Annotated in this window: 12 protein-coding genes and 2 pseudogenes; 8 read left to right on the plus strand and 6 right to left on the minus strand. The window is 58.7% G+C overall.

Annotated features, from left to right (window positions below; genetic code table 11):
• Positions 1-57: 57 nt before the first annotated feature.
• Entirely contained in the window at positions 58-471 is a 414-nt protein-coding gene (locus AP059_RS06415; protein ID WP_059762396.1) for a hypothetical protein, read from the minus strand.
• A 152-nt stretch (positions 472-623) separates the two neighbouring features.
• Here AP059_RS06415 and can point away from each other — a divergent pair, with 152 nt between their 5' ends.
• Positions 624-1,268: a carbonate dehydratase gene (gene can / locus AP059_RS06420; RefSeq protein WP_048363065.1), complete on the plus strand. Its 645-nt coding sequence runs from the start codon at positions 624-626 to the stop codon at positions 1,266-1,268.
• 54 nt (positions 1,269-1,322) lie between these two features.
• Here can and AP059_RS06425 read toward each other — a convergent pair whose 3' ends face one another.
• Both AP059_RS06425 and AP059_RS06430 read right to left on the minus strand, forming a co-directional pair.
• Positions 1,323-2,741, minus strand: a complete 1,419-nt coding sequence (locus AP059_RS06425) for a short-chain fatty acid transporter (protein ID WP_059762397.1) — start codon at positions 2,739-2,741, stop codon at positions 1,323-1,325.
• A gap of 129 nt (positions 2,742-2,870) precedes the next feature.
• On the minus strand, positions 2,871-3,101 hold the full coding sequence (locus AP059_RS06430; protein WP_059762398.1) for a DUF6555 family protein: 231 nt from the start codon (positions 3,099-3,101) through the stop codon (positions 2,871-2,873).
• A gap of 303 nt (positions 3,102-3,404) precedes the next feature.
• On the opposite strand from AP059_RS06430, the pseudogene AP059_RS23020 reads away from it, so the two are divergent.
• The 7 genes and pseudogenes from AP059_RS23020 to AP059_RS06460 all read left to right on the plus strand — a co-directional run.
• Positions 3,405-4,091 (plus strand): annotated as a pseudogene (locus tag AP059_RS23020) (PAS domain-containing protein); the annotation flags it as partial.
• Positions 4,092-4,199: 108 nt separating this feature from the next.
• Positions 4,200-4,631: pseudogene (locus tag AP059_RS23025) on the plus strand (methyl-accepting chemotaxis protein); the annotation flags it as partial.
• A gap of 97 nt (positions 4,632-4,728) precedes the next feature.
• Positions 4,729-5,613 (plus strand): Dyp-type peroxidase, encoded by an 885-nt coding sequence (locus AP059_RS06440; RefSeq protein WP_059762400.1) that lies wholly within the window; start codon positions 4,729-4,731, stop codon positions 5,611-5,613.
• A gap of 92 nt (positions 5,614-5,705) precedes the next feature.
• Positions 5,706-8,537: a response regulator gene (locus tag AP059_RS06445; protein ID WP_059762401.1), complete on the plus strand. Its 2,832-nt coding sequence runs from the start codon at positions 5,706-5,708 to the stop codon at positions 8,535-8,537.
• Positions 8,527-9,717, plus strand: coding sequence for an EAL domain-containing response regulator (locus AP059_RS06450; protein WP_059762402.1), 1,191 nt, complete (start codon positions 8,527-8,529; stop codon positions 9,715-9,717). The genes AP059_RS06445 and AP059_RS06450 overlap by 11 nt, the downstream gene beginning before the upstream one ends.
• Positions 9,718-9,833: 116 nt before the next feature.
• A complete protein-coding gene (locus AP059_RS06455; protein WP_059762403.1) occupies positions 9,834-13,046 on the plus strand; it encodes a hybrid sensor histidine kinase/response regulator in 3,213 nt (1,070 codons plus the stop codon).
• A 70-nt stretch (positions 13,047-13,116) separates the two neighbouring features.
• Entirely contained in the window at positions 13,117-13,764 is a 648-nt protein-coding gene (locus AP059_RS06460; RefSeq protein ID WP_059762404.1) for a response regulator, read from the plus strand.
• A gap of 12 nt (positions 13,765-13,776) precedes the next feature.
• On the opposite strand, the gene AP059_RS06465 is transcribed toward AP059_RS06460, so the two are convergent.
• Genes AP059_RS06465 through AP059_RS06475 form a run of 3 tightly spaced genes read right to left on the minus strand, consistent with a single transcriptional unit; the run spans position 13,777 to position 18,533 of the window.
• Positions 13,777-14,538: a fimbrial biogenesis chaperone gene (locus AP059_RS06465; protein WP_059762405.1), complete on the minus strand. Its 762-nt coding sequence runs from the start codon at positions 14,536-14,538 to the stop codon at positions 13,777-13,779.
• Positions 14,539-14,540: 2 nt separating this feature from the next.
• Entirely contained in the window at positions 14,541-15,854 is a 1,314-nt protein-coding gene (locus AP059_RS06470; RefSeq protein WP_059762406.1) for a fimbrial protein, read from the minus strand.
• 39 nt (positions 15,855-15,893) lie between these two features.
• Positions 15,894-18,533 carry a fimbria/pilus outer membrane usher protein gene (locus AP059_RS06475; RefSeq protein WP_059762407.1) on the minus strand — a complete coding sequence of 880 codons (2,640 nt, stop codon included), beginning with the start codon at positions 18,531-18,533 and terminating at the stop codon, positions 15,894-15,896.
• Positions 18,534-18,548 lie beyond the last annotated feature (15 nt).

Here is an 18,548-nt window from a genome sequence, read left to right on the forward strand (position 1 = left end):
CCGTTTGACCCCCACCCAGGCCTCGCCTTTTGGGAGAGGCTTGGGGGGGAGGGGCTTTTAATCTTTACGCCCCACCGGGTCAATATCGGCCAGTTCGGCCTCATCCAGCCCACGGCCTGCGCCGATCTCGTCTTCATCCACCACGCTTAAATCCCAATCGGCCGCGCCGCCACGGGCTTGCGCGGCTTCCTGGGCATCGCGTGCGCCGTCTTCAGGGGTGAGCATGTCGGCGTCCAGATCATCCGGGTTTGAGTCCCGGCCAGGCAGTGCGGCGCCACTCAGTTCTTTGTTACGGGGACGATGGGCGGCCACATGGCGCTCGTATTCTTCATCGCTCAGCAAATCAGTCAAAGGCTCATGCGTGTCTTCGTCATCGTCGAAATCCAGCGGCTCAACCGAGCCCATGCGGTCTTCGGTATCGTCGATTTCTGACGGCTCTTGCGCCCCGAATGGGCGGCGTGAATCGGTCATGGTAAATCCTCATACTGTGGGGCCTGATACGGTGGACTGTAGCTAAGCTTGAAGATTCCACCTGATTGCCCACTGGATTTGGCATTTGCCCACGTGACCCCGACCGCCGGTCGGCTGTCAAAGCTGCGCATCAACTCTTGAGGCCTTACCGTATGAACGAACTACAAGATCTGATTGATAACAACGCACGCTGGGCGGATGCGATCAAGCAGCAAGATCCCGAATTTTTCGCCAAGCTGGCTCGCCAGCAAGCGCCGGAATACCTATGGATTGGTTGTTCGGACGCACGCGTACCGGCCAACGAGATCGTCGGCATGCTGCCCGGCGATCTGTTTGTACACCGCAACGTCGCCAATGTGGTGCTGCACACCGACCTCAACTGCTTGTCAGTGATTCAATACGCGGTCGATGTTTTGAAGGTCAAACACATCCTGGTCACCGGCCACTACGGTTGCGGCGGTGTCCGCGCCTCGATGCAGGACCAGCAACTGGGCCTGATTGACGGCTGGTTACGCTCGATTCGCGACCTGTATTACGAAAACCGCGAAGCGCTGGCGCTGCTGCCCACCGAAGAAGAACGGGTTGACCGCCTGTGCGAACTCAACGTGATTCAACAGGTGGCCAACGTGGGGCATACCAACATTGTGCAAAACGCCTGGCACCGCGGGCAGAGCCTGTCGGTTCATGGCTGTATTTACGGGATCAAGGACGGTCGCTGGAAAAGCCTGAACACCACCATCAGCGGCCTGGACCAGTTACCGCCACAATACCGCTTGCGTCCGGTAAAACCGGTCTAAACAGCACTCTGAGCCCAACCCTCCCTCAAAGGGAGTGGGTTGGGCGCAGGGCTTTTACGGCATCACAGGTGGTACATACGTCAGCGTCGTTCCCAACGCCCACAGTAAAAACAGCACCAGGGGCGCATGCACCAACAACTGCACGAACGAAAACCCGATCAAGTCCCGAGCCTTCAACCCCAGCACACCCAATAGCGGCAACATATAAAACGGGTTAATCAAGTTGGGCAGCGCTTCAGCCGCGTTGTAGATCTGTACCGCCCAGCCCAAGTGATAACCCAGGTCATTGGCCACTTGCATCACGTACGGCGCTTCGATGATCCACTTGCCGCCACCCGACGGGATGAAGAACCCCAGCACCGCCGAGTACACGCCCATCAATACGGCATAGGTGTCGTGAGACGCGATTTGCACGAAAAACGTCGAGATGTGATGCGCCAGGGTTTGTCCGTCGCTGCCTTTGACCACGGTCATCAATGCGGCAATCGAGCCGTACAGCGGAAACTGAATCATCACCCCGGTTGTGGTCGGCACGGCGCTGGCGACGGCATTCAGAAAACTGCGCGGTCGCCAATGCAGCAGCGCGCCGAGCATCAAGAACAAAAAGTTGTAAGTGTTAAGCCCCGAAATAGCGCTGATCGCCGGCTTGGTCGAGAACTCGTGAAACAACCAGCCTGCCGCCAGCAGCACCAGCAATAGGGTCAGCAGCGGGCTGTATTCCAGCCATTCGCCCGGTCGGGTGCGTTCAGGCAGCTTGGGCAGGCTGAAACTGGGGTCGATGCCGCACGCTGCGGCATCGCGCGCCGACTCCGGGCCGGGTGCCGTGGCGTATGCCACGATCAACGACACCACCACCAGCGCCGCCAGTAACACGCCGGACTGCCACAGAAAGATGGTTTCAGTGAACGGGATGACCCCGGTAATCGCCAGAATAGACGGCGGCAAACTGCCCGGGTTGGCCTGCAACTGCGCCGCCGAAGACGACAACCCCAAGGCCCACACCGCGCCAAGGCCCAGGTACGCGGCCGCGCCAGCCGCGCGGTAGTCCATGCGCAAGTTCGTACGGCGCGCCAGTGCCCGCACCAGCAAGCCCCCAAAGACCAGTGACAAGCCCCAATTGAGCAAGGAGGCGACCATCGAAATCAACGCCACCCAGCACACGGCCTGGCGTCCGTTCTTGGGTACTTGCGCCAGTTTGTCGATCAGTTTGACGGCGGGCGGTGAGCTGGCGACTACGTAGCCACCGATGACCACGAAGGCCATTTGCATGGTGAAGGGGATCAGGCTCCAGAAACCATCGCCAAACGCCATCGCCGCGTCTGTGGGTTTGGCCCCCATTACCATCGTGGCCAGCGCCACTGTGATCACCGCAACGGCGGCAAACACCCATGAATCGGGGAACCAGCGTTCGGCCCAATTGGAACAGCGCAGGGCAAAGCGGGCATAACGGCTGGCTTCAATCTCAGCGGCCATGGGACATACCTCAATTTCTTATGATTATGGTGACGCCTGCACCCAGCCTTTGAAGCTTCAAGGCATAGGCGGCGACTGAGCACACCATAAATCAATCCTGAGGTATTGCCGATGGGCACGCGCGCAGGCTTAGGTGGAGGCCGAGCGCCATGTCACGTTGGTGACGCCTTTTTTTTCCATGTCGGCGCGGCTGAGTTTTTTCGCAGCATCACGATCACGGCGCGCGATACGTTCGACCCCCGCGTCGCAACCGGCCCAATACCATGCCGTGGCGTCGTTCAGGCTGGTCTGGCGGATGATGAAAGATTTCGGTGTGCCGTGCAGCGTGTAATCAATAACGAAAAGTTTGGATGAGTTCATGGCTTAACAATGGCTCCCTGTGATGTATTTGGGATTGCGTGCATCTCAAAAAATTCACTTCAATTGTCGGTGTCATGCACACCGGTTTAAGGGGGTGGATCGGCCAGGTTTCGTACGTAAAGTATTTTTGATCAACGGTCGTGTTTCGGACTTCAGAAAAGTCACTCCTAGCCGATTCTGTTTCACGCAGACCATCATTGCCCCGGGTATCCCATGTTTAACAAACGCTTGAAGCAAGAGCTAGCGGCTCTTCGTGAAGAACTGTCCAGCTTGCAACAAGTTAAAGAGAGCCTGGACAGCGAAATGCTGGTGCTCTCGTTGGGGGCAGATGGACGCATTGAGACCGCAAATCACAATTTCACCCACGAAATGCTTTACGCCAATAGCGCGCTGATTGGGCGGCACATTGACGACCTGGTCCCTGCGCACCTGAAAAACCACGAGCACTTGCGTCGTTTCAAAACGGCCATGACGCGCAGTGAGCATTTCAGCGGCACCATACGGTTGCTGCGCGGCAATGGGCAAGAAGCCTGGCTACGCTCGATCGTGCAGCCGATTCTTGATTCCAGTGGCCGCGTGTTGCGCATTTCGATTTTTTCCAGCGACCTGACGCGCACCATCGAAGCGTCCCGCGACCACGAAAACCTGATGAGCGCATTGCTGCGCTCCACCGCTGTGATTGAGTTCAACCTCAATGGCGAAGTGCTGACCGCCAATGACCGCTTTCTCAATGGCATGGGCTACTCGCTGGCGCAGATTCAAGGCAAGCATCACCGCATGTTCTGTACCCCGCAGGAGCAAGGCAGCGCCGAGTATCAAGCGTTCTGGAAGCGCCTGAACGCGGGTGAGTTTGTCGCCGGTCGCTTTCAGCGCATTGACAGTCACGGCCGCGACGTGTGGCTCGAAGCGTCGTACAACCCGGTACGTGACGCCAATAACACGCTGTACAAAGTGGTCAAGTTCGCCACGGTCATTACCGATCAAATTCATCAGGAACAAGCGGTGTCCGAGGCCGCCGGCATTGCCTACAGCACGTCTTTGCAAACCGATGAGAGTGCCCAGCGCGGTACCAAAGTCGTGACCCAGGCCGTGGATGTGATGCGTGACCTGGCCAAACACATGCAGCAGGCCGGGGACGGCATTGAGGCCTTGAATGATCAATCGCAAGTGATTGGCACCATCGTCAAAACCATCAGTGGCATTGCCGAGCAAACTAACTTGCTGGCACTCAACGCCGCCATCGAGGCCGCGCGTGCCGGTGAGCAGGGGCGTGGGTTTGCTGTGGTCGCCGACGAAGTGCGGCAGTTGGCGTCTCGTACCAGCAAAGCCACCGAAGAAATCATTAATGTGGTGCGCCAGAATCAGGACATGGCCCGCGACGCCGTGGCCTTGATGGCCGATGGCAAGTTACAGGCTGAAGAAGGGCTGGCGCTGGCGGCGGAAGCGGGCACGGTGATTGTTGAGATTCAGGACGGTGCGCAAAAAGTGGTGAGCGCGGTCGGGCAGTTTGCTAACCAACTCTCGTCTTAAACATTGATATGCCGGGGTTGCACTCAAGAAAAGTAAGCTCCGGGTGACGGAAAAAGTACGGGTAGGCGTAAACTCTGCGCTTTCCAAAGGAGTTTCTATGAGTCTCTACCAGTCGAGCATTCTGACTAAGCCGATCCCTTCGCAAGCGCGTTATATGTTTTTCGCCCTCAAGTCAGTAGAAGCCTTGCCGGCCGCACTTGACGTTCTGTCGCAGTGGGTGGACGGCAAAAGCGTGGTGGCGGGTTTTGGTTCGCCGCTGGTAATGGCTTTGGGCGCTAAAGTTCAGGGCTTGCGCGTGTTCCCGGCGCTCAATGCCATGGTCGAAAACCCGTCAACCCAGCATGCGCTGTGGCTGTGGCTGCTGGGCGATGACCGTGGCGAGCTGCTGCACCGCAGCCAAAAGATAGAAACCGCGCTGGCCTCTGCATTCAACCTGCTGCAAGTCACCGAAGGCTTTCGCTACGGGACCGACCGCGACTTGACCGGCTACGAAGACGGCACTGAAAACCCGGTGGACGAGGCCGCCGTCGACGCCGCCATCGTTGCCAACGCAGGACCGGGGCTCGATGGCGGCAGTTTTGTGGCCATTCAACAGTGGCAGCATGACCTGAACGGTTTCGCGGCACTGCCGAGCGAGGAGCAGGACAACATCATGGGCCGTCGCATGAGCGACAACGAAGAACTGGACGACGCCCCCGCATCCGCCCACGTCAAACGTACTGCGCAAGAGAGCTTCAGCCCTGAAGCCTTTATCGTGCGCCGTTCCATGCCATGGACCGAGAACGGTAAGTCGGGTCTGATGTTTGTCGCCTTCGGTCGCACCTTGAACGCCTTTGAAGTGCAACTGCGCCGCATGAGCGGCCTGGAAGACGGCATTATTGACGGCCTGTACCGTTACAGCCGACCGCTCAATGGCGGCTATTACTGGTGCCCGCCGCTCAAGGACGGGCGCCTGGATTTCAGCGCAGTCATCCCTGCCTGAGTTTTATTTGCACGCATACAGTGTGTTGGCTGAACCGTTTTTTTAAGGTTTGTCTGATGTTTCAAAGGCTGCCAGATCCCTAGTCTGGCGGCATGAAGCTCAAACAGTTTTTCCGTCCGTTAGATGCCTCGTTCTCGACCTCAATCGCAGCGCGTACCTTACTGCGTTCTTTTTTCGTCGCGTTGTTGCTTTCGTTGTTCGGCGGGCTTTACGTTTACCTCAATTCCAGCTTTGACCGTGAAATCTCCCAGCGTCGCGGTTACATGAGCGGTGCCATTCTTGAGGCCCAGCGTTTTTTTACGGGCCATGAAATTCTTCTCAAAAACCTCAGTTTGTCGGCGGTGCGCAACAGCAAACCGGCGGTGCTGGAACCTGAAGAAGACAGTGACGAATTCCAGTTGGTGCTGGGTGAGGGCGCCCACTCCTGGAGCCTGTGGCAGACCTCTCGCGAACTGGATTACCTGCGCCGTAAAAAAATCAATCTGCTGTACGTCAGGGCGGGCAGTGTCGTGCAGGCCGAACGCTTGACTCAGACAACACTTAACCCGGTGGCAGTGGATCAGGACGTGTTGCGCCAGCTCAAAGCGCTCGAACACTCGCAGGCTTCGGTTGCGGGGGAGCACTGGTTCAACGCCACACCCAACCTGGTGCTCACTGAAAACAGCGCGTTGTACCTGTTCACGTTGCTCGACAAGCGTGATCCCGCGTCGGGCTGGTTGGGGCTGGAAATAGAAGGGGCTGATATTTCCGCCGCGATGGACCGCAAGCATGCGGGTGATTTTGTGGTGCTCAATGCCCAGGGCGAAGAGATTTTTGCCAGCGCCTTGAACCCCGGTTTACGCCAGGCCCTGAAAAGTTTTGCCGGTGACAAGCACTTTGGCTTTACCGGCGAAGGCGTGTGGCCGGACTACCTGATCATGCGCAACCAGTTGGGGTACGCCGACCTGAACGTGGTGTATTCGATGGAGTTCGGCCATTTGCTGCTGGCCATGCGTGAGCCGTTGCTGATTGCGCTGTTGCTGGCCGTGGGCTGCGCGCTGGCGCTGGGCCTGTTGGTGCGGCGCATTGAGCGGCAATTGATTAACCCGGCGATTAATCGCAAGCAGGCGTTGATAGAGAGTGAGGCGTTCAGTCGCGCAGTGATCCAGACCGCGCCGGTGGCCCTGTGCGTATTACGGCGTGCCAACGGCGCAGTGGTGCTGGAAAACACCCTGGCCCAGCAATGGCTGGGACGTGGCCGTGAGCGCGACGCGTTGTGCCATGACTGGATCGATCAGGCGTACAACGGTGACGGCCTGCACCGTGTCGACGAGTTTTCGGTGGCGGGTCGGCATTTACACATCAGCTGTGTGGCCACCCGTTACAAAGGTGAGGACGTGTTGCTGTGTGCGTTCAGCGATATTAGCGCGCACAAGGACGTCGAGCTGGCGCTGGAGCAGGCCAAGCGCGAAGCCGACAAGGCCAATGAAGCCAAAACCTTGTTTCTTGCCACCATGAGCCATGAGATCCGCACCCCGCTCTATGGTGCCTTGGGCACCCTTGAGTTATTGAGCCGCACCCAGTTGAATCCGCGACAAAAGGAGTACCTGCACGCCATCCAGAACTCCTCATCAACCTTGCTCCAATTGATTTGCGACGTGCTGGATGTGTCAAAGATCGAGGCTGGTCAGTTGGTGCTGGAGGTCAATGAGTTTGCGCCACTGGACTTGATCCAGGACGTGGTCAATGGCTATTCGGCTGCCGCGCAAAGCAAAGGTTTGCAACTGTATGCCCACATTGATCCGCAGTTGCCCGAGCAACTGATCGGCGATGGCCCGCGTATCCGTCAGATCCTGAACAACTTGCTGAGCAATGCGGTCAAGTTCACCGAAAGTGGGCAAATCGTTGTGCGGGTCAAGGTTGAAAGCCGAAACGATGAACGGGTGACGGTGCTGTGGCAGGTCACGGACACCGGGCAGGGCATTGCTCAGCAGGACCAGCCATTTTTGTTCGACCCGTTTTATCAGACCGGCACCCGTGCCAACGTGATTACGGGCACGGGGTTGGGCTTGTCGATCTGTCAGCGCCTGATGTACCTGATGAGCGGCAGCATGCGCGTGGTCAGCGAGCCGGGGCTGGGTAGCAGTTTTACCTTGAGCTTGCCGCTCGAACAGGGCAATGCATCACGGATCACGACGCCCGTTGAGTTGCTGCCTGAAACCGTGTTTGTGCTGTCGTCGATGCCGGAAATGGCCGAGAACATCAGTGGCTGGTTACGCCGCTGGGGCGCCAGGGCGCAAGTGCTGCGCCCCGGTATGGACATCAGCGACCGCAACGCGGTGCTGGTTGAAATTCACCCCGGTGATTGCACACATAACCATGAGCTGGAATGGCCGGGACCGGTGGTCGTGGCCTGCGGCAATGTGTGCTTTGCCCAGCCTGAACACGAAGCGCCGCAGTGGCATGTCAACTTGAGCTACTTGCAGGATTTGCGTCGCGCGGTCAGTCAGGCGCAAGGGCTAAGCCCGTATGCGCGGCCTGCTGGCCTGGCAACCAGTGTTTTCAAACCCTTGGGTTTGCACGTATTGGTGGTGGAAGACAACGCCATCAGCCAGTTGATTCTCAAAGACCAGCTTGAAGAGCTGGGCTGCACGGTCGACCTGGCCTCGGACGGCCTGGAGGCGCTGGCACTGTGGCAACAGTCGACCTTTGACCGGGTGCTGACGGACGTCAACATGCCGCGTATGAATGGTTACGAACTGGCCGCACAATTGCGCCAGCTCGATAGCAGCGTGCCCATCATTGGGGCCACCGCCAACGCGCAGCACGAAGAGCGTGCCCGTTGCCTGGCGGTGGGGATGAATGAATGCCTGGTCAAACCGTTTGGCCTCAGCGCCTTATTTACTTGCCTTGAGCAAACCCGGAGCAAGCCGCATGCCGTATAGCGTTCTGATCGTCGAGGACCATCCTTTTCAGCATGAATACTTGCTCAACCTGTTTCGTGACTTGGGCAATATTCGGGTCGAAGCGGCCCGTGACGGCAATGAAGCGTTTGAGTGGCTGCAAAAGCAGCCTTTTGATCTGGTGCTCACCGATTTATTGATGCCAGGCATGGACGGCGTGCAACTGATCCAGCGCCTGGCATCTTTGCCGCACAAACCGGCACTGGCGATCATGAGCGCGGCCTCGCGGCGCATGATTGTCAGTGCCAGCCTGGTGGCGCAAAGCATGGGGTTGACGGTGGTAGGGCAATTGTCCAAACCCGTGGTCCCCGCGGCGGTCCGTACCTTGATGACCACACTGGACAAATTACTCACCAGCGATCAACCCCTTAAGCGCGAGCCGTTGGTGCTGGAGCGTGAAGCCCTGCGCGCGGCAATGGCAAGTGGTGCGTTGCAAGCGTGGTTCCAGCCCAAAAAATCACTTCATGACGGCCACATCGTGGCTGCCGAGGCCCTGGCGCGCTGGGTTCATCCTGAGCTGGGATTGTTGATGCCCGCTGACTTTTTGCCGTCGTTGGTGGGGCATGGGTTGGAAAAAGAGCTGTTGCTGCTGTTTATCAAGCAAACCATTGCCGCCCAGAGCAGTTGGGCCAGCCAGGGCTATGACATTCCCGTGTCGATCAACTTGCCCACCCATTTGCTCGATGACGATGACCTGGCCGACGCCTTGCATGATTACGTGCGCGCCGAAGGCGGGATACCGGCCAAGCTCGCCTTTGAGTTGATGGAGTGCTCCACCACGCAGGACATCAGCAAGTATTACGCTGGCGCCTGCCGGTTGCGCATGAAAGGTTTTGGGCTGGCCCAGGACGACTTTGGGCAGGGTTTCAGCTCGTATTTCAATTTGGTGTCGACACCGTTCACCGAACTGAAAATCGACCGTGCGCTGGTGCATGGCTGTGTCGAAAATGAAAACCTGGCCTCGGCGTTGGCCAGTATTGTGGCCTTGGGTCGCCAGTTGGGTCTGGAGGTGGTCGCCGAAGGGGTCGAGAGTCAGGAAGAGCTGGCCCTGCTGCGCAAGCTCAACTGTGACCGGGTGCAGGGTTTTCTGATATCGCGTGCCGTATCATCAGGCCACTTCGGGCACCTGCTGCATGAGGATGCTCCGCCGCGGCTGCACTGACCCCGGCAAGAGGCCGCGTCTGGCCTGAAAATGGACCGCCTTTATCCGCCGCCATCCGCTCGTCTACGCTACGAGCCTGAGCCCGTTGGGCCATCACGCCAAAAACAGGAAGTCACATGACCGCCGACAACACCTCACTGGGCAAACTCGCATTGAGTTCCATGCGCTTGAACCGTGGCGTCTTGATTTTGGTGGGCGTCGCGGTGGTGCTGGTGGGCACCTGCGCCTGGGCGTTGCAGCGCTTGCTGGAAGTGGAAGTGAACAAGGTCGATTATCACTTTTCATTGCTGGTGGAGAGCCTGAATGAAAACCGCCTGTTTTTGAACAACGTTAACAGTGCGGTCAAAGATGCTCAGGATGTACTGGACAAGAACATCACCCCGCTGCAAAGCGCTCTGGTGTTTCAAGGTGCCGGGATGAACATCTATGAGGGCAAGGAGTTCTCGTTTTCGACACCGTTCAACCTGGCGCAAAGCGATGCGAGCCAGACGATTAGCCAGTCGGCGTTTTCGCTGGGCATGCACTTGTCCAACTTCTACAGCGGTTTTTGGTCGGGGTCGGTATACCCCTCGCCGCAATTGTTTCTATTGCCGCCCAATCATGAGTTCACCCTTGCCGTACCCGCCATCGGCGCTCGTCGCGGACATGTAGCGATTCTCAGCCTTGAGTCGTATCTGGACACCAGCCGCGGCCTGCTGCACCTGTTCAAGGCGCGCAAGGATGAGCTGCAAGAGGGGCAGGTGTACTGGTCCAATACCGGCAGTGTCAGTGAAGGCAATGCCAAGGTGTTTGCCTTCATAAAAATCAACTTGCCCTCCAAGTTTCTGGATGTGGCGGGGACTGACCGAGAGGTGCTGCTGGCGGCACTGATCAATGTACGGCGCCTGGCCCAAACCCCTTCGAGTGGGAGCACCCCGAAGTTTGACGACCTGACGCTGATCGCGCCAACGGGTGCCGTGTTGCTGGGAAGTGTGAACGACAACAACACGCGGCCCGATGGCATGCGCTTTACCTCCCACGGGCTGGAAATGAAAGTCTCCAGTGAGGGTGAGGATCGCTGGACGGCGCTATACCGGATCAGCTACGACAGCTTTATTCATTATGCAAAATGGCAACTGTTGAGCATTTTGGGTATCGCGCTGTTCAGTGTGTACGTGGGCTGGTTGGTCAATCGCTGGTACCGGCTGCGTGTGGTACGCCCGGCTGAACGCGCACATCGGCGGGTGATTGAAAGTGAAATATTCAGCCGCGCAGTGATCGACACGGCGCCCACTGGCTTATGCGTGGTACGCCAGTCCGATAACCACATGTTGTTGGCCAACAAGCGGGCGCAAGAATGGTTGGGCAATTCGCAGTACATTTCGCGACTGATTCGCAAGCAGCACGCGGACATGGGAGAGGCCTGCGTAGAAGTGGGCGGGCGCTATTTGCACGTCAGCTTCAGCAGCACGCGCTACCAGGAACAGGATGTCATCGTGTGTGCTTTTAATGATGTGACCGGGCACAAGGACGACGCCGCTGCGCTGATCCGCGCCAAGCATCAGGCCGAAGAGGCCAGTCATGCCAAGACCACCTTTTTGGCGACCATGAGTCACGAAATCCGCACCCCGTTGTATGGCGTACTCGGCACCCTTGAGTTGCTGGAGTTGACGCCATTGGACGGCCGTCAGCGGGTGTACCTCAATACCATCTCGCGTTCCTCGTCGACCTTGCTGCAATTGATCAGCGACATTCTTGATGTGTCCAAGATCGAGTCCGGGCAAATGGCACTGGAGACGGGGCGTTTTTGCCCGCTGGACATGGCCGAGGACGTGGTGGACGCGTACGCGGCCTCCGCCGAAAGCAAGGGCTTGCAAATCTATGCCTGCATCGATGCCGATGTGCCCGACCAGTTGAGCGGTGATCAGTCGCGCATCCGCCAGATTCTCAACAACCTGCTCAATAACGCGATCAAGTTCACCGACTATGGTCGCGTGGTACTGCGCCTCAAGGTATTAAGCCGGGATGCGCACAACGTGACGTTGCAGTGGCAGGTGACGGACACCGGCGTAGGTATTTCCGAGGCCCAGCAGCAGCGTTTGTTCGAACCGTTTTACCAGGTGTTTAACGGCCACTCAGCTGGCGGCACGGGGTTGGGGCTGTCAATTTGTATGCGTCTGACGCAGTTGATGGACGGCCAGTTGCGTGTGGTCAGTGAACCGGGACTGGGCAGCAGTTTCAGCTTGATGCTGGAGATGCCGATCCTTGAGGGGGCCTTGCCGGCGGTCAGCGACCTGCATCTGCGACCGACCCCGGTGTATGTGCGGGCACCGGCCATTGAGCTGGCGCAAACCACCTGTGACTGGCTTAACCGCTGGGGTGGCCATGCGCTGGTCGCGCCCGGCGCTGCGATCAACACCTCGCCCGGTGGGGTGCTGGTGGACCTGCTGCCGAGTCGTCATTCGGTGTTGGAGTGGCACGGCCCGCGCGTAACGGGGCTGTCCGGGGCGGGTCAGCCGGAACACATGGCGGATGGCTGGCAGGTGGGTGTGCACATGATTCGCGCAATAGGCCGTGCCGTGATGTTGGCGCAACAGGGGCGCGATGCTGCTGCGCCCGGCCAAGCTTCGTCGAGGCGCGAAAAACTCGCATTGCGGGTGCTGGTGGCCGAAGACAATCCGATAAACCAGACGATTCTCAAAGAGCAACTTGAAGAGCTGGGTTGTCGCGTGGTGCTGGCCTCCCACGGGCAGGAGGCGCTCAGTTTATGGGCGCCGGATGCATTTGATGCAGTGCTGACTGACGTCAATATGCCGATCATGAACGGTTATGAATTGGCCAGTGCCATCCGCCAACAAGACGCTCATGTCCCCATCATTGGTGTGACCGCGAACGCCATGCGAGAAGAAGGCGAGCGTTGCCGTGCGGTGGGCATGAGTGCACATATGGTCAAACCCATGACCTTGCAAACGTTGTGGGCTGAACTGGCGCGTGTGTGTGACGTCGTCCCGGGTGAGGTGCCGCATGAGCTTGCTACCGTACCGCGCAATGACCATGAGCCTGGCGAAACAGTGATCGTGGTCTCTGCACGAATGCGCGACTTGTTCGTCAACACCATGGGCGCCGACATAAAAACCGCGCAGCAAGCGTTGAGCGAGCGTGACAGTGATGCGCTCAAAGCTCGCCTGCATTGCATCCGGGGCGCGCTGGCGGTGGTTCAGGCGCGTGAGTTGGCCCAGGCCTGCGGTGAACTTGAGCACCGCCTAGAAGGTCATGTTTTGGATGAGTCTTTGCACAATCAGATCGAGGTGCTGTTGGCGCGCATCAAGCGGGCTGTAGCTGCGGTCTGATATTTTCGCTTTCCCACTCCACCGATTGAGCGGCTCTTGATGAAGTCGTTCTTTTGACAGGGATGTACCTGTGCCAAAAATAAAAGTGGTATTAGCAGATGACCACCCCATTGTGTTGATGGGCGTTAGCGAGCTGATCGAGCGTGATGAGCGTTATGAAATCGTGGGCCAGGCTCAGACCTCCACAGAGCTGATTGAGCAGTTGCAGCGCTTGCAGCCAGACATTGTGGTGACTGATTACAGCATGCCGGGGGATGAAACCTATGGCGACGGGGTCAAGCTCATCGAGTACCTGATCCGGCATTTTCCGCAGGTCAAGATCCTGGTGCTGACCATGCTCACCAACAACTTGATTCTGTCGCGTCTGTATGACTTGGGGGTCGGCGGGATTATTTTGAAAAACGGCGACCTCAATGAGATCCCGCTGGCGCTCAGCGCGCTGGCAAACGGAGAGAAGTGGCACAGCAAAGCCGGCCAGGGGGCCCCCAGTGTCGTGGAGCGTTCAGATGCCGTGCAGGCGCGAATCGCCAGTCTGTCGGTCAAGGAGTTTGAGGTGCTGCGCCGCTTTGCATCGGGGATGAACGTGCGCGATATCGCTCACTCGCTTAATCGCAGTGTGAAGACCGTGAGTTCGCAGAAGGTTTCAGCCATGCGCAAGCTGGACGTGGAAAACGATCACGCCTTGCTGACCTTCTGCATCAGCATGAACCTGATTTGAACCGCCGCAGGTTTAGGGATTGAGCACGGGGGCGGTGGCGGTGTGAAAGTGACCGCCATCATCCACCCAGGTAAAGCTCACTTTCAGCCCTTTGGGGTTGATCTGGCTGCCAGGGGCCATGCGATAGCGCTTTTCGCCATACGGTGGCGCCATCATGTCCAGGGTTTGCGGCACGGCCATCTGCTTGTCGTTGTCGACCAGGCGCAAAGACGCCATCGAGGCGTGATAAGGGGTCGGGTTACGCAGCACCAGCACCCATTGCTCGCCTTGTTGTTCCAGGGTGAACGTCAGCACCTTGGGCATGTCTTCGGCCGTGCTCGGGAGGTTTTTAGGGCGGTAAAAGATTTTCATCTGGGTGTTCATGGCCAGTGCCACGGCTGCTTGCGGTGCAGGTGTGGTGGTGGACTTGGGGGCAATCTCATAGAGGTTGAGCCAAAATACCGATTCGCGGTCTTTGGGCAATTGATCGCCGTTATAAATAATGCGCAAGCCTTGCACCGCCCCCGGTTGCATACGAAACACAGACGGCAGCGCGATCATTGGTGAGGTGCTTTTTTCCGGTGCCTGCTGGTCTTCGCCGTCGTTGACCCAGGTTTGCACCACCACCGGATACGGATTGATATTGGCCAGCATCAGCGAGCGCTGATTTTGCCCCTCTTCATAAATGACCCGCGTGCGTGACGCCATGACGCCCGCCTGTGCGGGGAGAATGAACACACACAACAGGGCGAGCATTAATAGCCGGGTGAGGGTGAGTGTTATTTTTTTAGTCATGTTTACTGCACCTTGACGAGGACGTAAGCGGTGGCATTCACCTTGCCCGGTGTGGCTTTACGCCCCGGCAGGGTTTTGAGAATGGCGGTGAGGGTCTGGGTATATGTGGTGTAGCCCGAGGCGGCGCTGCCATTGGCGCTGGCGCCGTCTTTGACCGGGTACCAGCCACTCGCGTTACCGCCGCCCGCCACACCCGTGCCCAGGAAGTTCATTTGCTTGCCGTTGTTGCTCAAGGCAATGCCAACCCCGGTAGCAATGGAGGGATCTGTGCCGTACCCGTTGGAAACCAGATGCGTGACGCCTTGGGACCCGGTCAGTAACCCCAGTTCCGCGGCCTTGGCATACGCGGCGGCAGACACTTGCACGCCCATTGCCGTCTGGTTGGTATTAACCCCGGACACCGCCTGATCGCTGCATTCAATCTCGATGCTGAAATCACTTTCGCGGGTCATGTTGTCATTCAGTTCCTGAGCCGTGACGGGCATGAACATCACCAGCGGCGTGACGTTGCGCGCCACGCAGGTGGCGGTGTAGCTGATCGACGCGGCGCTGCGCATGCCAAAGCCAATACCGTTGTACTGGCCCCAGAAGTAGTAGCTGGTGTTGGAGTCAGCGCCTACGGTGTCGGATTTGTAGCCCGGCCCCTGAAATTGCACATAGCCATTGGGTTGGGTGCAGGTGTAGCTGTAATTGCCGCTGCCGCTCGCCGCCGCTTGACCGCCGCAGTAGTTACTGCCGCTGCCGTATGTGGGTGGCAGGCTGGACACGCGCGCCAGGTCGGCTTGCACCATGCTCAGGTGCTTGGGTTTGATTTGCAGCTTGTTGCCGACCACGTCGTATTGGGTGATCTTGCTTTGCTGCCAATAGCGGGTGAACACTTTGCCGGAATTGAGGTGCGTCAATTTGAGGCCGACATACGGAAAGTACGTGGCGTAGTAGCCGGGCAACCCGTCATTGGTGGACGTACCGGCACCGTTGCCGATTTCCCAGTAGCCGCCGACCCGGTCGTCGCCGTTGGTGGCAAACACTTCATACAGCTCATCTTTGTCCGCCAGGTCGCATTGCCAGAGCACGGTCTCGCTGTTTAGCCCCGTGGCGGTGGCGCTGTCGACGATGGTGGTGCCCAGCGGCGTCCCGACCGGTTGCAGGTAGGTGCTGGTGAGGTTGACCCGGCCAAAGCTGATTTGCGCCGAGTAAGGGTCAAGCACGTTAATGCCGTTGTAGACGCGGGTACAGGTGGCGTGTGCAGCGGGCAGCGCGGCGAGTGTCAGCGCCAGTAGCAATAACTGATTCAATCGTGGGCGTAGAGTGAACATAAAAGGCCTCGATTTTCAGGGTGTGAATAAAGGGGGAAATCAGAGCGCACGGCATTCGCTGGTCACGCGCAGCAATGGCTGCTCCAGATCGCGATCCGACACGTCGTAATGCAGAACGCATTGCTCTTGCGGCCGATCACCCCAGCGCAGGGTCAATGCGCCTTCAGGCTTCTCGCTGCGCAAGTAAGCCTGGCTGCCTTGACCGACCATACCGATCACGCTGCCACTGTCGTCGAGCACGTCCGCACCCATAGGGACGGCCTGATTATTGGCCAACAGGGCCTTGACCAGCAGGGCGTTGCCGCTACGGGTTTTGAACTGGATTTTGACCGCTGCACCGGCATACGGCGCAATGCGGCGCTGACCGTCGTCGAGTTCGGTTTTTTGGTTCATGCCTTCCGGGGTGATGGCCACGGTGTTGTAGCGGTACGGCGTAAGCGCGGGCACCAGTGCGTACCCTGAGCCATCAATGGTCGTGCCCTGGCTGTTCATGACTTTTGCGCCGCTGGCGCCTTTGGCTTCCACCAGGGCGAAGGTGTCACCCAAATACGGTCCAAAGGTTACGCCACCGCTGTGAATCGCCACGGCACCGCGGGCGCTGCCGGAAGCTTGCCAGTAGTCTTCGCCCTTGGAGGCGCTGAGGGCGAGGCTGGTCTTGGGCAAACGTTTTTGCAGGTTGCCACTCCAGGTGTTCTGTTTTTGCTCGGCGTCGTGAGACACGTCCATCCCGTAGCTCAGGGTTTGTTCTGCGCCTGCGGTGCCGGACAACGAGGTTTGATACACATTGCCGTAGGTCGAGCTGTGGCTGACCGAGCTGCTCAAGGTCGGCGTGTTGCTCTTCGACGGGCTGCCCAGCGGGAATGACACCGAGAGCAAAGTGACGGTTTCAGTCGAGCCGGGCGAAGAAGGGTTCCAACTGCCGCCGTTGACGTTGTTGCCGTTGTTGTGACCGTCGTAGCCGCCGTAACGGGTGTTTTCGAAGCTCCCCGTGGACTGGCGTGAGACCGACAGGTTGAGGCTCACCGAGTTTTTCAGGGTGTTGGCATAGCCCAATTGCAACTGCGTGTCGCGTTCACGGCCGTTGCGGTAATCCTGAGTCGAACCGGACACGTAAATCGATCCATACTCGGCCAGGCTCTGGTTGACCGACACTTCAAATCGCGAGCGTTGCAGGTAGCTGGCCGAGTCCCATTCTTCCCCTTTGCGCAACGATTCACGCACGCCGAGTACGTCGCCCAGATCGCGATAACCAGCGGTGGAGTAGCGGTACCCGGCAATCGACAAGGTGGTGTTGGTCGGCGCGAAGGTGCGGCTGTACGACAAGCGCGCCATCCAGCCATCGACCAGGCCCTCTTGTGGCATGTCGGCGCGTGAGTAGGTGGCGTCCAGGCCAAACGCGCCCAGCCAGTTGGCGTACACGCCGCCAAATACCAGAGCCTGATAACCGTCCGCCACCCGCAAACCGGTGTTGGCGGTGACGGTGTTGGTCAGGCCGCGCTGGTAGGTGAACTCGCTGAACAGGTCGTTATCGCCCACGTCACTGGTCTTGCCCACGGCGGCGCTGTAGCGCGAGGTGCCGGGGCGCAGCGATTCGGGTACGGCCGAGAACGGCACGCTGAATCGGCTGATGCTGCCGTCCGCTTCTTGTACCGAGACTTCGAGGTCGCCGTTGTAGTTGGTGGCGTAGAGGTCGTTGATTTCAAACGGCCCCGGCGCGACGGTGGCTTCGTAAATGTCATTGCCGTTTTGGCGCACGGTGACCTTGGCGTTGGTCTTGGCGATCCCGCGTACGGTCGGCGCATAGCCACGTACCGACTCGGGCAACATGCGTTCGTCTGAGGTGATTTGCACCCCGCGAAAGCCAAGCCCGGAGAAGAAGCGCCCCGAGGTGTAGCCTTCACCCGCGGTCAGTTCGCTGCGCAGGCTTGGCAATGCGCGTTGCACGTAAGTGCGCGTGGCATTCCAGTCGCTGCCGTGTTGCGAGTCGTAGCGCAGGGACGCTTGCTGGCGCAGGCGCCACATGCCCAGGTTCAGGCCGCTGTTGAGCGCCAGATAGCTGGAGTCGGTGTCTTGGGCGTGACTGGCGCTGCGACTGACGTGGTATTGGTTGGCGCTGTAGTTGATAAAACCGATGGTGCTGCCCGCGTCGAGGTTTTGCGGTGAGACATAACCGCGCGGTACGTGCAGCATCAAACTTTGCGGCATGCTGATGTCGAGGCGCAGTTGGGCGAAGTCAAAATGGCTGCTGGCGTCTTTTACCGTGTCGCTGAGCAATTGGCATTCGCTGCCTTGCGTGTCGGTAATGGCGCTGGCCAACACGCCTGCGCCTTCCAGCAACGCGCGCGCCAAGCACGGTTGCACATCGCCCTGTGCCCCGGCCACAAACTGCACGGGTACGCGTTCGACGAAACGATCATTGAGGTACAGGTCGACGGTGTATTGGCCGGGGTCGACGGCGTTGATTTTGTTGAAGCGCGACAGCGAGCCGCCGCCAAACATCATGTTGTCGTCAAACTGATAGTCGTCGTTACTGCTGCTGGTTTCGGTCTCGGCTTGGGCGGTGCCCGCGCTCAATCCGCTGCACAGGATCGTCGACGACACCAGCAGCATTGCCCACAGCCAACGGCTATGGGGTGCGCGGTTGCGGATCCGGCAAGGGGTGAAATGAGCCACGGTCATGTGCATTTTCCCAGG

Origin of the sequence: Pseudomonas sp. TAA207 (assembly GCF_001529285.1) — a bacterium.
Classification (GTDB): domain Bacteria; phylum Pseudomonadota; class Gammaproteobacteria; order Pseudomonadales; family Pseudomonadaceae; genus Aquipseudomonas; species Aquipseudomonas weihenstephanensis.

Coding starts and splice junctions, on each gene's coding strand:
- AP059_RS06415 (WP_059762396.1), bottom strand. CDS start 471: ATGACCGATTCACGCCGCCCATTCGGGGCGCAAGAGCCGTCAGAAATC.
- can (WP_048363065.1), top strand. CDS start 624: ATGAACGAACTACAAGATCTGATTGATAACAACGCACGCTGGGCGGAT.
- AP059_RS06425 (WP_059762397.1), bottom strand. CDS start 2,741: ATGGCCGCTGAGATTGAAGCCAGCCGTTATGCCCGCTTTGCCCTGCGC.
- AP059_RS06430 (WP_059762398.1), bottom strand. CDS start 3,101: ATGAACTCATCCAAACTTTTCGTTATTGATTACACGCTGCACGGCACA.
- AP059_RS06440 (WP_059762400.1), top strand. CDS start 4,729: ATGAGTCTCTACCAGTCGAGCATTCTGACTAAGCCGATCCCTTCGCAA.
- AP059_RS06445 (WP_059762401.1), top strand. CDS start 5,706: ATGAAGCTCAAACAGTTTTTCCGTCCGTTAGATGCCTCGTTCTCGACC.
- AP059_RS06450 (WP_059762402.1), top strand. CDS start 8,527: ATGCCGTATAGCGTTCTGATCGTCGAGGACCATCCTTTTCAGCATGAA.
- AP059_RS06455 (WP_059762403.1), top strand. CDS start 9,834: ATGACCGCCGACAACACCTCACTGGGCAAACTCGCATTGAGTTCCATG.
- AP059_RS06465 (WP_059762405.1), bottom strand. CDS start 14,538: ATGACTAAAAAAATAACACTCACCCTCACCCGGCTATTAATGCTCGCC.
- AP059_RS06470 (WP_059762406.1), bottom strand. CDS start 15,854: ATGTTCACTCTACGCCCACGATTGAATCAGTTATTGCTACTGGCGCTG.
- AP059_RS06475 (WP_059762407.1), bottom strand. CDS start 18,533: ATGACCGTGGCTCATTTCACCCCTTGCCGGATCCGCAACCGCGCACCC.